This is a genomic window from Gemmatimonadaceae bacterium (genome assembly GCA_036003045.1).
Taxonomy (GTDB): Bacteria; Gemmatimonadota; Gemmatimonadetes; order Gemmatimonadales; family Gemmatimonadaceae; genus JAQBQB01.
The window spans coordinates 21,650-36,501 of record DASYSS010000092.1; the positions used below are offsets into that span (position 1 = coordinate 21,650).

The following is a 14,852-nucleotide window of genomic DNA, read 5'->3' on the forward strand; positions in this document are numbered from 1 at the left end:
AGGTGTAACCGAACGATGCGGGTCTGCGGACCGGGGAACAATACGCAGGACGACGTAGACACGGACAGGCTCGGTACGGAGCCGATGCATTTGACCCTCTCTCCGTTGTATTGTGCGTGCCGGCCGGCGGGCCGAGCGAAGTGTCAGGTGAGGACCGCGGCGGCGTAGGCGGCCTGCTACGTCACATCTGACGGACGTTCTTCACCGGTGATGAAGTGTCGCTGAGGGTACGAGCAACGCCGAGCGCCTTGCCCGTGAGATAGTCCCGCTCCGGTTCGCTCGCCGTGCGTTCAGCGGCACGCCGATAGTGCTCTACTGCACGCGTGAGGTCGCCCAGGCGCTCGTAGAGATGCCCGCGAACGGCGTCCAACCGATAGTGCCCGGCGATCCGCGAGTCGGCGTCGAGCGTATCGATGATCGCGAGGGCCGCTGATGGACCTTCCACCATCGCGACGGCGATCGCGCGGTTCAACGCGACCATCGGGTTGTCGGATATCCGCAGCAGCATGTCGTACAGCGACTCGATCTCGCGCCAGTTCGTCGTGTCTGTGCTCTCCGCCCGATCGTGCGCGGCGGCGATGGCGGCTTGAATCTGATACGCGCCGACCGTGCCTCGAGAAAATGCCGCCGAGAGCAATCGCAGACCCTCGGCGATCTCGTCGCGGACCCAGAGCGATCGATCCTGTTCGTCGAGCGGAATGAGCTCGCCGTGCGGACCCGAGCGCGCCCTGCGACGCGCGTCGGTCAACAGCAGTAATGCGAGCAGACCGGCGACCTCGCCGTCTTTGGGAAGGAGCGCGTACAACAGGCGCGCGAGCCGGATGGCTTCGTTCGAGAGGTCCGTGCGCTGGAGCGTCCCGCCGCTCGAGGACGCGTAGCCTTCGTTGTACATCAGATAGAGAACGTGCAACACCGCCGCGAGGCGCTGCGCGCGTTCCGACTCGCCCGGCAGCTCGAAGGGCACGTTCGATCCTGTGATGCTCGCTTTGGCGCGGCTGATTCGCTGCGCCATCGTCGCCTCGGGCATCAGGAAAGCGCTCGCGATCTCCGCCGTCGAGAGTCCGCCCACCGCACGCAACGTCAGCGCGATCGCGCTGGGTGTCGTGAGCGACGGGTGGCAACACATGAAGAGCAGTGCGAGCGTGTCGTCGTTGTCCACGTCGACCTCCGTCGTCGGCGGCGGCACGAACGCCCACTCCGCCCAGACCTCGTTCGCGACGGCCTCCTCGCGCCGCTGGCGCGCGATCTCACTCCGCACGTGATCGGCGAGACGACGAAGGGCGGCATGATACAGCCATCCACGCGGATTCTTCGGAACGCCTTGCACGGGCCATTGCGCCGCCGCGGCGATCAATGCCTCCTGCACGGCGTCCTCCGCCGCGGAGAAGTCGCCGTGGCGCCGAGCGACGACGCCGAGCACCTGCGGCGCGAGGTCGCGGAGCAGATGCTCGATCGTCGGATCGGGCTCGAGCTGTGTCGTCAAACGTCGACGGGCGGTGCGCTCATCACCTGGCGCACCTCGATCGGCATGTTGAGCGGCTCGCCTCCCTTCCCCGGCGCCGCCGAGGCTTCCGCCGCGATCTGGTACGCGCGATCGGGACGATCCACCTCGACGATCCAGTAGCCGGCGAGGAATTCCTTCGCTTCGGCGAACGGACCATCGGTCACGGTGGGTGCGCCGTTCGTTCCGGCGCGAACGACTCGCGCTTCGCCCGGAGGGGCCAGCCCTTCGGCGCCGACCAACTCGCCGGCCTTGCTCAGCTTGGTGCCGAAGTCCTTCATGAACGTGATGTGTGCCTTGAGGTCCTCGGGCGACCACTTCATGACGCCCCAGTCTCCGGTGCCTCGCGGGGCGTGCATCATCAGCATGTAGCGCATCGTCTATCTCCTGTGGTTTGGGCGCCCCTCTTTAAGGCGCCTTCACCTATAAGTCGGAGCCGACTGGCCGTTCTCGACATCGTCAGGATGGGCCGTCTTCAGAATCGGCGCCAGCCGGCCGGGGGGGGCCGACCGCCGCGCTTGCCTGCCTCGCCTTTCGGAGCGCAGCTTGATCGCGAAGACCCCGGAGGGCCAATGCCGAATGAAGGTCCAGAACCCATTCTCCCGGCGCAGGATGTACACCGGACGCGCCAGTTCTACGAGTCGCTGGGTTTCAGGGCGGGATACAACGACGACCGCTATGACATCCTCCGGCGCGGAAGTCTCGTGGTGCATCTCGAGCGTCACGGCGATCTGGCGCCCGACGCGAATCATACGAGCTGCTACTGGCGCGTGGCGGACGCGGACGCGCTGCACCGCGAGTTCTCAGCGCTCGGCTTGCCGAGTGAGGGCGCCCCAAGTCTCACCGAACCGTGTGATGAGCGTTGGGGAATGCGTGAATTCACACTGAAGGATCCCGCGGGCAACCTGATTCGCGTCGGGCACGAGTTGACGGATCCGTAAGAGTCTTGCCGGGCGCGTGTACTTCTCGCGCGCTACGACCGGTCACATTCGTTGGTCGCGCTTCGGACACCGGATTCGATGATGTCGGCCGGCGTCTATGGACGCGTGGGGCCGGCGAGGCCGAAACGAACTTCGGCGCACCGCAGATCCACTCCGCGTCGCGCCGGATCCTGATATGACAAGAAGTCGGCGGAAAGCGTGTCGTTGTGGGTGCGGGCCTCGCGGTACGCTCGCATACACGCCGCCGCGTCGTGCACGCCGTGAATCGGGGCGTGCATCAAACGATGGGTCAGCAGGGCGAGCGCGATCAGCACGGCCGATGCGAGTCCGTACCGCAGGAAGCGTGGCATCGTCGACAATGTCTCGTCTCCGACCGGCGCCGGCAAGCGAGGCACGGGTCCTGACCAATCGCGGAATTCGTCGTAGAATCCGCGACATGGCGGAACCGATTTTGGTCCCCAATGTGCGGCGGCCTCGCGGCCGCGTCGTGCTTGCGCTGGCGTTCGCGATCCTCGGCGGCGGTGCATGGGCGCAAGCAGTCATCAATCTCTTCAGCAAAGAGCCGCGCGCGCTTGGCGTCCGGCGAATTCGTAGCGTCGCTCTATTTGCGTTTGGCGCCGGCCCACTTGTAGACCACGCCGCCTCGCATCACGAACACGACGCGCCGAACGGCGGTGAGATCGGTGAGCGGATCGCCATCGAGCGCGATGATGTCGGCGTCGTAGCCGGGCGCGAGCAATCCGATCTGATCGCTCATGCCCATCGCCTCCGCGGCGAGCGAGTTCGCCGACACGAGCGTGGCCATCGGCGTCTGCCCGCAATGCTGCACTCGGCCGAGGAATTCGTCGGCGTTCCGGCCGTGCGCGCCGGCGGTGGCGTCCGTCGAGAAGACGACCTTCGCGCCGGTCGTGTGAACGGCGATCGCGCAGATCTCGAAGTCGCGCGGCAGGTCGCGCTCCATGATCGCCATTCCTTCGTCGGTGAAACCGCCGGTGCCGACGTAGCGCGCGCGGTTCTCGAGATAATTCTGAACGACGAGCCCGACCTGGGGGCTGATGTACGCGCCGGCCTTCACGGCGTCGTCGATGTCCGCCTGCGTCGAGTACGTCGCGTGCTCGAGCTCGCGGCATCCGGCCCGCGCGGCGGCGCCGGTCTGCGAGCGATACGCGTGCACCATGCTCCGAAGCCCGACCGCCTTGGCTTCGTCGCAGAGCGCGTGCAGCTGCTCTTCGGTGATCGTCGGGCCCGCGCCGACGCGTTCGCTCTTGGACGCGAAGATCTTGATGAGATCCGCGCCCTGCGCTTTGCGTCGGCGCACCAGAGCGCGCAACGAGTCCAATGGAACGGAGGAATCGGGTGAGATCGGGGAGAGCGACGTGAGCACACGCGGACCGGGAAATCCGCGATCGCGAATCATGTCACGGAGCGGCGCCTCCGACGGCGCGCCGACCGACTGTACCGTCGTGAAACCCGCCATGAGCGTGACCCACGCGTTGTCGGCGATCGCGAGCGCCGCTTCGGCCGGCGATTCGCCGCGCGTCGCGATGCGTCCCGTGCGATCGAAGTGCGAGTCGAGGTGCACGTGCGTGTCGATCCAACCCGGGAGCACCGTGTAGCCGCGCAGATCGATCGTCGCGGACGGCTCGGTCGATGCCGGCGCAGAGAGCGACGTGATCTTCCCCTGCGAAACGCCGATGCGCGCGTCTCGCAAGACGCCCCCGCGCCCGTCGAGCGCACGATCGCTGAGTATGGTGACGGGACCAGGCGGCGACGGCGCCGTGACCGGGCCGACCTGCGCGCCGAGCGCCGACGCCAATGGGATGAACGGAATCAGCGCGAGGCGAGTTCTCATCGTCGTTCGTGAGTTAATGCCGCATGTGCCACCGAAATGACGAGACGAACGCTGCGGCTACCGGTGCCTCGCGACAAGAGTCAACGGGATTTTTTGATGCCGAGTCCGCCAAACGATACGGCGGCGGAAGTATCGGACCAAAGGTGTAGTTGGCTGGCGAACTTCCGTGCGATGCGGCACAATCTCCGGGTACGGCGGTATCACCATCCCCCGCGCACGACGACGGTGTCCAATCGTAGTGCGCTGCGCTCGACGCTGGGCGTGACGCTTCGGGATCGCACCTCTATCAAAGAAGGTGGTTTCCAACATGCGCTCCGTGCGATGCGAAGTGTGCGGCACCAAGGCGCTCATGGCGGCGTCTCAATGCCCCAAGTGCAGCCACCTGTTCGAAATGCGAGACGGCTTCGGTGAGCTGCTGCCGCTCGCGTTCTGCTCGAGCTGCCAATCGTACTATCCCGCGCACGTCGGCTCGTGTAAGTGGTGCGGCACTTTACCCGAGCCAGTTCGCAAGCCGCTTCCGTGGACTCACATCAGCCTTGGTGGTTTCATCGCGATGGCGTTGCTCGGCGGAGTTTTGCTGCGCGATCCTCAGGGCAAGACACACGCGCGGAAAGCGGCGCAAACGCGAGCACGAGCGCAATCGAAGAAGGCAGCGGCTGACGATACCGTGATTCAAGTCGTCGCGAGCGCGGCCGCGGACACCGCCGTCACTCATGACACGATCGCTGCGTGGACCAACATCGATCCGCCTGCACCCGCTCCTGCATCGGCGCCTGCGGCCGCATCCGACGTCCCGACGGCAATGCCGCCCGAACCGGTCGTACAGTCCGGCGCGCGCATTGGACGTTCGGTGAGGGAGACGACGTCGCCTATCGGTGCACCGCTTGTCTCGCAGCCGGCCGTCGCGGTCAGTCCGCAGTCGGTCGCGCCGCCGACGGCGTACCCTTCGGCACCGAGCACGCGCCGGTCGACGCCGACCGTGTACGCGCCGGCGCCGAGGACCTATCCGGCCGCGCCGATCATGTCGCGCTCGCAGCCGTACGTTCCGCAGACGAAGTCGCGCATGCCGGCGAGCGCGCGGTCGCCGAGCTTCGTCGCGAAGAACTGGATCATCGTGCGCGCGGGTGCGAGTCCGGACGCGCACATCGTGGCCTCGATCGGTCCCGAGTCGCGCGTTCAGCTCGGCGAGGTGCGAGGGACGTGGCGGCGTATTCGCTCGCGCGACATCGTCGGCTGGGTGGATCTCCGACGCGCCTGGTTCGCCGAGGCGCGAGGCTCGAATCGCTCGGGCGGCATCGCGTCGCGCTAGCGACCGCGAGACCGGATCACAGCACGTGCTCCGGTCTCGCGCACAAACACAGAAACGCTAGTTGCCGCCGCGTCCGGGACGTGGCAGCGCCGACGGCGGCGTGATGCCGTTCAAGCGCATGTAGTTCGCCAACTGGCTGTAATGATCGGATTGATCGAGCGCGTGGCCGAGCACCATCGACGCGCGAGTCGTCGGCCGCGCCGGGCCGTTGCCAAACTGTACGGTGACCGCCTCGGCGAGCTTCGCGTCGTCGACCTGCGCGATCGCGTCGTCGCAGAACTTGATCGATTCTTTGAGCTTGGAGACGAGCTTGTCTTTCGGCCACTTCGCCTTGACACTGTCGGCGGTCGCCGTGTCCTCGACGGCCAGCGTCGGCTGGAGCGTGCCGAATCTGGTGCAGAAGAGATAATTATCGCTCGCCACGTGCTGCGCGATGTAGCCGATGGTGAGCTGCGCCGGCGTCGGCTTGTAGCCGAACTTCGACTCGGGAATCGAGTCGAATGCCTGCGCGATGTTGCGATGCAAACCGGTGATGCGCTGCTTGAACGCCGTTGTGATCGGGTTCGCCGGGGGTCCAGCCGGTGGCTGTTGCGCAGCAAGGCCCAGGGGAAGAACCAGAGCGAGCAATGTCGCATACGAGATCTTCATACGTGCTCCCATGGAGGTGATGCGGGTGGGGGGAACGGTCTGTGATTCTGAATCGCTGGGCAGATTTGCGCAACGGTCCCCAGCGTCACACGTTGTTCGTATTGTCCGCGACGATTTACACTCTCCTGACATTCGGCGCCCAGTCGTGCGGTTTGCGATCGGGCGCCGGCGCGCCCAATGGAGGCCGCCGTGCAAGTAAGCGTGTATCTCAGCTTCAACGGAGATTGTGAGGCGGCATTCCAGTTGTATGAACGATGCCTTGGCGCTCACATCGGACAAGTTTTTCGGTATTCGGGCATGCCGCTGGCCGACCGGGTTCCCGCCGACTGGTCGGAGAAGGTCATGCACGGCAGCATCACGATCGGCGAGCACATTCTGATGGGCGCCGACGTCGTCCCCGGTCAATACGAGCCGCCAAAAGGGATGTCGCTGTCGCTCCACCCGGACGGCGTCGAGGAGACCGAGCGCATGTTCGCCGGCCTCGCCGAGGGGGGCCGCGTGCTGGCCCCGCTCGAGAAGACGTTCTGGGCCGAACGGTTCGGCATGGTCGTCGACCGCTTCGGCATCCCGTGGATGGTGAACTGCGCGGCCGCGGTTCCATCGTCGTGACCGCCGGGACAACTCGGACCGGGCGAGACTCCGTCGTCGGCTGACGACGGACAGCGCGGCCCACACCGGCCGCGAACAGCCGACGCACTGGAGATTCGCTTACCGCACAGCGGCGCGCGCCATTAACGCGCGGGTAAACCATCGTGTCATTCAAGAGGACGAATGAGAAGATCTAGAACTTGGAGACACGATGATGTCCGCCAGCGTGTTCGTCACGACGACAATCCTTGTCGCGCTCACCACGGCGTGCACGCGGCCGCCCGCGGGCTTTGCCGCGCCCGCGCCCGCCGTCTCGTCAAACTCGATCCTTCGCGCCGACCGGTTGCAGAAGATGCCGGGCGCGTCGGCGCTCGACGCGCTCGAGACGTTGCCGGCCTACTTCGGACGCACGACGCGCGTGCCGGCGCCGCGCTTCGTGCTCATCCTCGATGGCACGCGCACCTCGAGCCTGGAAATGCTGAGAAGCATTCAGGCTAGCGAAGTGTTCGAGATCCACGTGATTGGTGAAAGCCAGTCGATCGACCGTCAGGGCGAGGTCGAGGTCATCGTGACGACGCTCGCCTCGCACCCGAGAATCGGCTGACGCGGCGGCGGCTAGGGAAGCCGGAAGATGTTGAGTGTTCCGCCGGTCGCGTGACTGTTCGAGTTGCCGTCTGGAATCGCGATCATGCCGTCTACGATGATCGGGCTGTTCCAGTGCCCCCCGCCGCACTCGAGCGTCGTCACGAGCACGCCGCTCTCGGGCTGGTACACGCGCAGTCCGCCGTTCGCGTCGAATACATATAGAAGGCCTCCGGCGAGGACGGGACTCGTGCCGCGGTTCGAATTCTTCCACGCCTGGTGGAGTTGGCCGCCGCTCACCGTCCACGCCGCGGTGCCTCCACCGTCGCCGGCGAACATCCACGTCGTGCCACTCGGCGCGTGCCATACCGCCGGAGCGGTGAACAACGCGCTGCTCGACGGCGTCGGAACCGTCTGCGCCTCGCCTCCGCGGTGTGAACCCGATTGCCGAACGGCATCGGCGCCGAGCACGCGAATGGTGCCGTCCTTTCCGCCCTGCGCGACGACGCCGTTGCCGAGCAGCACCGGCGACGTCGACCCGACATCCACGTCGCCCGCGTTGAGCTGGTCGGTGTTGGACGGCGTGTAATTCCCGACGATGTGCGTGGCGGTCGGATCGAGCTCGATCACCGCGTCGCCCCAGTACGTTTGGCCGTCCCACTTGGCGTTGCCCGTCGCGACGAAAATGTCGCCCGTCGCCGGATCGACGACGGCGCCCGCGCGCCCCCAGATCGCCGCGTCGCTCTCCGGGCACGAGCTCGGATCGATGAGACCGGTGCGATCGCTACACAGCGCGTTCCAGACGCTGACCAGATTGCCGGTGGCCGCGTCGATGAGCGCGACGTGCCCCTGATAGGGCGGGGCGTCCCCGATGTAGCCGCCGGTCGTCGCGATCACGTGGCCGCGATCGAAGTTGAGCGCCGACGCGATCTTCTCCCGATCCGGGCGCTTGGTGATCGACGTCGTCCACACGACGCGACCGTCGGCCAGCGCGAGCTTGCGAATGTTGCCGTCCGGCGACGCGGCGTACACCGACTGCCGATCCGGGTCGGCGACGGGCGTCGCAGTGGTAACCAGGTTCGAGCCCGCGACCCCGTTGTAGCCGTCGGGCGTGAACTTCCACAGGATCGAGCCGTCGTTGGCGTCGATCGCGTACGTCTTTCCGTACGTCGACGTGACGACGAACACGTCGTGCGCCGCGCCGTTCACTTGAACGCCGTGCAGGTAGATCGGCGACGCGTCGATGGTGCCGTCGAGCAGCACCTCCTGGCGCTTCAGCGTCTTGACGTTCGTCGAGTCGATGCCGGTAGGGTCGGTCGACGCGTTGGAGCGCGCCGCGTCCCAGCCGAAACGCGTCCAGTCGTGCGAGCTGCTCCCGCTCGGCGGCTGTCCGTTCGGCGGCTGCGTCGAATCGTGGCTCGCCCCCGCGGGGGCGGCCTCCGAGCACGAGATTCCGCCGAATGCCACGGCGACGATCGCGATCAGTACACTACGCATTATTGAGCTCCCGTTTTCACTCGTTGCTGCGTCGCAAGATACCGGAGACCGTGGCCACTCTTTCGGGAACTTCCGATCCAGGTGTCTGGTAATCGGATGCGGTTCAGCGTAGTCTCATGCCGTCCGCCTCAATCCCCGACGCAGACATGGACCGCGCATTGCGCCCACCCGTCTCCGCAAACAGTTCGGACGATGTACTGCGAGCACTGGGCCACCGCATTCGTCGCGGCGACATGGGCGCGTTCGAACAGCTATTTCGCGCCATGCACGCGCCGCTCTGCGAAGTCGTCGACGCGTACGTTCACTCGCAAGATCTCGCCGAGGACATCGTCCAAGACCTCTTTCTGGCGATCTGGATCACGAAAGAGGAATTGCCGTGGAAGGAATCGCCCCGCGGCTATCTGTTTACCGCGGCGCGCAATCGAGCGTTCCATCATCTTCGCCACGCGGCGTTGGTTCGGCGCACTGCGGCCGAGTCGGCTTCCGACGCCCGTGTGACCGGAACCGGAGTGCCGGCGCCTCTCCCGGACCGTGAGCTCGAAACGGCCGAGTCCGGCCGACGGATTCGCCAAGCGATCGACGCGATGCCACCTCGCGCGCGGCTCGCGACTGTGCTGCGATGGGAGCACGAGATGTCGCACAAGGACATCGCCGTGGCCATGGGGATCTCGGCGAAAGGCGTCGAGAAGCTGCTTCGAACGGCCAAGTCGAGGCTTCGCGAAGAGTTGGGTGAACAGGTAGATCGCGAAATAGCGATCGACTGACCGCCAAGCGCGGCATGAGGTAGGGATTTCTCGGCTTCGTGGGTCGTATCGGCATGACCGACCCGACGACTCCACCTTCGCCCGATTCGCGGGAGCGCCGAGCGTGGCGCACCGACCACGAGTGGTCGCGGCTCTCGGCGCGCATCGCCGCGCAACCGACGCTCTCGAGAAAGCGCTCGCCGATCGCCTGGTGGGCTGCGGCAGCCGTCGTCATCGCGGCCGCCGGCATCGTCACGATCAACCGGCGCGCGGGTCACGCGCCGGCGATTCGGGCGCCGAGCGACGAGATAACGGGAACCGCCGCGACAACAGCGGGCCGGCGCACGGTCGTTCTACTTCCGGACAGTTCCGTCGTGACGCTCGGACCCGCGTCGACGATCAGATACTCGTTCGGCCGCGGCGCGCGCGACGTCGCTCTCGACGGAATGGCCGAGTTTCGCGTGACGCACGACTCGCTGCGGCGATTTTCGGTGCACGCGCGCAACGCGGTCGTCACGGACATCGGCACCGAGTTCGTCGTGCGCGCGTACGCGAGCGATTCGAGCGTGCGCGTGGCCGTGGCGAGCGGCATCGTCTCACTCGCCGATTCCACTCTGGCAAACGAGAGAATCCTCCTTCGCGCGAACGAAGTCGGCGGATTGGCGCTCGGCGGCAAACCGGCGATCGTCCGTACGGCGGACGCATCGCGCTATACCGATTGGGTGGGCGGACGCCTCGCCTTCGAGGATGAATCGCTCGCGCGGGTGGCCGTCGAGTTGGGCCGTTGGTTCGGCGTGAACGTCCGGGTCGCATCGCCGGCGCTCGCGAAGCGGCGCGTGAGCGGTACATACGCGCAACCGACGTTGAGCCACGTGCTCGACGCGATCGTCGCCTCGCTCGGCGCCACGTACACGAAGTCGGGCAATGAAGTCGTGATTGAGGCACGCCCCCGATGATCGCACGCGCGACGTCACTTCTCCTCGCGGTCGTCGCCACGGCGATCGCGAGTGTCGCGGGGGCGCAAGCCGCCGATCGTTTCGTGGATCTCGACTCCGCGGGCAATCAGATCGCCGCGCTGCATACGACGATCCGCGTCGGCTTCCCATATTCGACCGCGCGCGCCGCGCTCGCGGACATCGCGGCCGCGGCGCATCTCGATCTCACGTTCGACGCGAAGCTTCCGGGACTCACGACGCCGATTTCCGTCGCGCCGCACGAGCGAACGATCGCGGTGGCGCTCCTCGAGGTCGCCGACGCGAGCAACCTGCGGGTTCGCGTGGGAGCGGGCGGCGCGCTCGTCGTCGTCGCCCGGCCTCGCGAGGCGGATCGGCGCATCGCGTCGCACGACACGGCAATGGCGGTCACGCTTCCCGGCGTTCGCACCGAGGTCCCGCGCGTCGAGCGGAACGACTTCGAGTCGCGGGCGACGGTGGGCGAGATCAACGTCACGGCGCGCGACCTCCGCGCGGCGCCGGTGTTCGTCGAGCCGGACGTGTTGCGCTCGGCGCAATCGCTTCCGGGCATCGGCGCGCGCAGCGACTACACGGCCGGCTTCAATGTGCGCGGCGGCGAAGCCGATCAAAACCTCGTGTTGCTCGACGGGTATCCGATCTACAGTCCGTTCCACGCCGGCGGATTGTTCAGCGCGTTTATCGATCCGACGGTGAGCCGAGTGGATCTACGAACGGGTTCACTGCCGGTGCAATTCGGCGGGCGGCTGTCGAGCGTCGTCGACGTGCGTTCCGTCGAACACGCCGCGGGCGGTTTGACCGGCTCGGCGAACGTGTCGCTCCTCTCGTCGCTCGCCTCGCTCGGCGATTCGTTCGACGAGGGACACGGCTCGTGGAACGTCGGCGTGCGCCGCACCTACGCCGACGTCATGTCGCGTTTGCTGGGGTACGGAAATCTTCCCTACTACTTCCAGGATGAGCACGCTCACGTGCGCTGGCGACTCGGCGGCGTCACACTCTCGGCCACGGCGTACCACGGGTCCGACGTCATCGACACTGCCACGCACAACGACGCGCTCGGCCACTGGGGCAACGGGATGCTCGGGGCGACGATCGCCAAGCATATCAAGAGTCCTCACCTCTTCGGCCGGTCGCTCGGCGACAGCGCCACGCTCGAGCAACGAATTTCGACGACGACGTTCGACACGAAGCTCAACGAGTCGCCGGGCTTGTTTGGGCTCGCGAACACCGCCGAGGATCGTCGCCTCGCGGGGTCGATGTCGTTCTTCAATGGAAACGCGACGCACCAGATCGGGTACGAGCTCTCGCGGCAGCGCTTTTCCTACGTGGCCACGGCCGGATTCGGGCTCAGCGGCCTCATTCCGTTCGATTCAGCGTCGCAGCGCCAACACGCCGCGTCGTTCTACGCCGACGAACTGTGGCGAGCAAAGCCTTCGCTGCTCCTCGACGTCGGCGCGCGGACCGACGCGTTCGACCGTAGGTCCGCGATTGTTTCGCCGCGCGTCGCCGTCAAGTTCTGGATCGATTCGAACACCGCGCTGACCGCGGCGACGGCCGCGTATGCGCAGGCTGAACATTCGGTCGGACGCGAAGAAGAGCCGATCGAGCCTATCCAGCTCTGGGTCGGAACGGATCGGTCGCTCCCCGTCTCTCGCGCGCGCGACTACACGCTGGGGTTCGAGCACTGGCTCGGCGAGTCCCGGTTGCTGCATGTCGAGACGTTTCGCAAGCAGTACGGAAATCTCCTGCTGCCGAACGAAGCGAGCGATCCAACCGTCCAAGGCGACGAATTCACGGTGGTTCGCGGATCGTCGTACGGCGCCGAGTTGCTGCTGCGTCAGTTCGAGCGCGACGGCTTCGGCGGCTGGCTGTCGTACGCGTACACGCGGAGCGTGCGCGTGGGGAACGATGGCGTGGCGTACTCACCGGCGCAGGATCGACGGCACAACCTGAACGCGGTCGGCAGCTGGCACAACGGCAACTACGTCCTCTCACTGCGAGTGAACCTCGCCTCCGGCCTTCCATATACGCCCGTTTTGGGCGAGTTCTTGCGCGAACAGTACGATCCGGTGGCCGGAAAGTACGTCGCGACCGCCCGGCAGCCGATCGTCGCCCCGTTCAACAGCGGCCGGATGCCGATGTACCAGCGCATCGATCTGAGCGCGACGCACGAGGGCCGAGTCGGGAATGCGCCGGTCGCGTGGTACTTGAGCGTCGTGAACGCGCTCAACTCGCATAACGTGGCGGCGTACGGGTACGAGTATTCCAGTACGCCGCAGCGCTGGTCGTTTCCCAACCTGCCGTTCTTGCCTACGTTTGGGGTGCGAATTGGTTATTGATTGCTGCCGACGCGGGCGGCTGGTGAACGCGGCACTGGCCGCGCTCTGTGCCGTGGGTTGCTCCGACGTCATCTCGGTGAAGCCGACGGCGCACGACCTCGTGGTACAGTCGGTTCTCGACGCCGGCTCGCGCGATCAGTGGGTGATCGTCCAGTCCACCGATGGGTCGTACGTCGGTCAGATTCCGGTCACGGGCGCGACGGTCACGATGACGCTCCCCGGCGGAGCAACGATCACCGCGGTCGAAAGAGCCGACAGCACCATCGCGCAGGCATTCTCCACGCAGCCGTCCGTCTCGGTTGTGTACCACTTCTCGCTCACGCAGCTCGGGGGGGGCGTTTCACTCGTCCCGGGCGGCACGTATCGACTGCGCGTCGTCGTTCCGGATGGACGCGTGGTCACGGGACAGACGACGATTCCGTTCGCGACCGCGGCGCTGTTCGGCAGCGACACGACCGTCTTCGATCTGCGACGCGACACGCTCACGGCGAGCCTCGCGCGGGTCGCGGGCGCGGCGCGGTACGAGACGGAGATCGCCTTCGTCGGCGGGACCAGCTTGTACCGCGCTTTTACGGACACGGCCTTGTCGCTGCCGGGAAGCCTGCCGGTGTTCACGACGGTGGCGCGAGCGGGTCCCGGCGCGTCGGCTCGCGTCGTGATCAGCGCGGTCGACGCGGCCTACTACGAGTACTACCGTCGCTCCGGCGACCCGTTGTCGGGGATTGGAATCGGTGGAAATCTCACGGGCGCGCTGGGCGTTTTCGGTTCGATCGTGCCGGTGAAGCGCTTCGCGTTGATCGTGCACTGAGCTCGCGCCGCCGGCCCGCGGGCTCTCAGGCGTTCGACACTTTCGAACGCCAGGCGACGCAAGTCCAGCGTGATGACGACTCGCCGCCGGCTATCTGCCGTGCTACTCACGCTCGGCGTTGTCGCTTGCAAGAGACGATCGGACGATCGCGCGCGCGGGCCGATCGCGGTTTACGTGGACAGCGGGTGGCGGCGATCGTCGCCGAGTCGGAATCGCTGCGCCGGCATTTTGACGTGCCGGGCGCGTCGCTGGTGATCGTGTCCGGCGACAGCGTGACTCTGAGCCGCGGGTTTGGGTTTCGCGACGCGGCCCAGCGGCTTCCGGTGACTCCGAGCACGCGCTTCGTGATCGGCTCGTGCACCAAGCCGTTCGCGGCGCTTTCCGCGGCGATCGGGGTGGATCGCCGGCTCTTGTCGCTCGACGATTCGCCACGCCGCTTTCTTCCATACTTCCATTCGCACGATCCCGCGGTTTTCGCCGCACGTTCAACTACAACAACTACAAGTTTCTCGCAGCGGGCGAGGCGGTCGCGGCGGCGAACCACGACACATACGAGAACGTGATTCAGCACCAGATCTTCGACCGCTGGGGATGCGCTCGAGCGGAATGTTTTTGAGCGAGATGGAGGCGTCGCCCGATTTCGCGTTCGGTTAAGACGGCGAGGGATATCCGCCCGGAAAGGACTCGCCGCTCACGGCGGTGAGGCTGACGGGTCTCTTTTAGAACGTCGCCATCGCGCCGGCGGCGAGATCAACAGCACCGCGGACGACATGGGGAAGTGGATCCCGATGCTCGTCTCGCGCGGCGCCGTGAACGGCCGGAGCGCTCGCCGAGCGGGCTCCTCACGCCGGCCGTCACGAGAGGTTAGTGGGTTGTATGCGCTCGGGTGGTTCGTCGAGTCGTGGCATGGGCTGACGCTGTACTCGCGCCCGGGTGGGGTGAAGGGGGATGGGACGAGGTGCGAGTTTCTGCCGGAACAGAGGTTGGGGTGGGTGGTGTCGACAAACGTCGATGATCAGCGGCTTCCGAAGGGATTCGAGAGTCGGTGGTTGAACATCTGTTGAAATGAGCGC

General features: G+C 66.3%; 15 protein-coding genes. 9 read left to right on the forward strand and 6 right to left on the reverse strand.

Annotated elements, in window-relative coordinates; all coding sequences use genetic code 11:
- Window positions 1-181 precede the first annotated feature (181 nt).
- The gene (locus VGQ44_20745; GenBank protein HEV8449266.1) at window positions 182-1,483 is read right to left on the reverse strand and encodes a DUF6596 domain-containing protein; all 1,302 of its coding nucleotides are present in this window, start codon (window positions 1,481-1,483) and stop codon (window positions 182-184) included.
- Window positions 1,480-1,878, reverse strand: coding sequence for a YciI family protein (locus VGQ44_20750; protein ID HEV8449267.1), 399 nt, complete (start codon window positions 1,876-1,878; stop codon window positions 1,480-1,482). The genes VGQ44_20745 and VGQ44_20750 overlap by 4 nt, the downstream gene beginning before the upstream one ends.
- A 195-nt stretch (window positions 1,879-2,073) precedes the next feature.
- On the opposite strand from VGQ44_20750, the gene VGQ44_20755 reads away from it, so the two are divergent.
- The gene (locus VGQ44_20755; GenBank protein HEV8449268.1) at window positions 2,074-2,442 is read left to right on the forward strand and encodes a VOC family protein; all 369 of its coding nucleotides are present in this window, start codon (window positions 2,074-2,076) and stop codon (window positions 2,440-2,442) included.
- Window positions 2,443-2,537: 95 nt separating this feature from the next.
- Here the strand turns inward: VGQ44_20755 and VGQ44_20760 are convergent, their stop codons facing one another.
- Both VGQ44_20760 and VGQ44_20765 read right to left on the reverse strand, forming a co-directional pair.
- Window positions 2,538-2,792, reverse strand: a complete 255-nt coding sequence (locus VGQ44_20760) for a hypothetical protein (GenBank protein HEV8449269.1) — start codon at window positions 2,790-2,792, stop codon at window positions 2,538-2,540.
- Window positions 2,793-3,043: 251 nt separating this feature from the next.
- Window positions 3,044-4,294, reverse strand: coding sequence for an amidohydrolase family protein (locus VGQ44_20765; GenBank protein ID HEV8449270.1), 1,251 nt, complete (start codon window positions 4,292-4,294; stop codon window positions 3,044-3,046).
- Window positions 4,295-4,601: 307 nt separating this feature from the next.
- On the opposite strand from VGQ44_20765, the gene VGQ44_20770 reads away from it, so the two are divergent.
- Window positions 4,602-5,603: a hypothetical protein gene (locus VGQ44_20770; protein ID HEV8449271.1), complete on the forward strand. Its 1,002-nt coding sequence runs from the start codon at window positions 4,602-4,604 to the stop codon at window positions 5,601-5,603.
- Window positions 5,604-5,660: 57 nt separating this feature from the next.
- Here VGQ44_20770 and VGQ44_20775 read toward each other — a convergent pair whose 3' ends face one another.
- The gene (locus tag VGQ44_20775) at window positions 5,661-6,251 is read right to left on the reverse strand and encodes a DinB family protein (protein HEV8449272.1); all 591 of its coding nucleotides are present in this window, start codon (window positions 6,249-6,251) and stop codon (window positions 5,661-5,663) included.
- Window positions 6,252-6,428: 177 nt separating this feature from the next.
- On the opposite strand from VGQ44_20775, the gene VGQ44_20780 reads away from it, so the two are divergent.
- Window positions 6,429-6,860 (forward strand): VOC family protein, encoded by a 432-nt coding sequence (locus VGQ44_20780; protein ID HEV8449273.1) that lies wholly within the window; start codon window positions 6,429-6,431, stop codon window positions 6,858-6,860.
- Window positions 6,861-7,050: 190 nt separating this feature from the next.
- On the forward strand, window positions 7,051-7,443 hold the full coding sequence (locus VGQ44_20785; protein HEV8449274.1) for a hypothetical protein: 393 nt from the start codon (window positions 7,051-7,053) through the stop codon (window positions 7,441-7,443).
- 11 nt (window positions 7,444-7,454) lie between these two features.
- Here the strand turns inward: VGQ44_20785 and VGQ44_20790 are convergent, their stop codons facing one another.
- Complete coding sequence (locus tag VGQ44_20790; protein ID HEV8449275.1) at window positions 7,455-8,918, reverse strand: PQQ-binding-like beta-propeller repeat protein; 1,464 nt, start codon at window positions 8,916-8,918, stop codon at window positions 7,455-7,457.
- A 233-nt stretch (window positions 8,919-9,151) separates the two neighbouring features.
- On the opposite strand from VGQ44_20790, the gene VGQ44_20795 reads away from it, so the two are divergent.
- The 5 genes from VGQ44_20795 (at window position 9,152) to VGQ44_20815 (ending at window position 14,342) form a co-directional block, all read left to right on the forward strand.
- Window positions 9,152-9,682, forward strand: coding sequence for an RNA polymerase sigma-70 factor (locus VGQ44_20795; GenBank protein HEV8449276.1), 531 nt, complete (start codon window positions 9,152-9,154; stop codon window positions 9,680-9,682).
- A gap of 53 nt (window positions 9,683-9,735) precedes the next feature.
- Window positions 9,736-10,617: a FecR domain-containing protein gene (locus tag VGQ44_20800; GenBank protein ID HEV8449277.1), complete on the forward strand. Its 882-nt coding sequence runs from the start codon at window positions 9,736-9,738 to the stop codon at window positions 10,615-10,617.
- Window positions 10,614-12,971 (forward strand): TonB-dependent receptor plug domain-containing protein, encoded by a 2,358-nt coding sequence (locus VGQ44_20805; GenBank protein ID HEV8449278.1) that lies wholly within the window; start codon window positions 10,614-10,616, stop codon window positions 12,969-12,971. Before VGQ44_20800 ends, VGQ44_20805 begins: the two co-directional genes overlap by 4 nt.
- Before the next feature lie 22 nt (window positions 12,972-12,993).
- The gene (locus VGQ44_20810) at window positions 12,994-13,779 is read left to right on the forward strand and encodes a DUF4249 family protein (GenBank protein ID HEV8449279.1); all 786 of its coding nucleotides are present in this window, start codon (window positions 12,994-12,996) and stop codon (window positions 13,777-13,779) included.
- 125 nt (window positions 13,780-13,904) lie between these two features.
- Complete coding sequence (locus VGQ44_20815; protein HEV8449280.1) at window positions 13,905-14,342, forward strand: serine hydrolase domain-containing protein; 438 nt, start codon at window positions 13,905-13,907, stop codon at window positions 14,340-14,342.
- Window positions 14,343-14,852 lie beyond the last annotated feature (510 nt).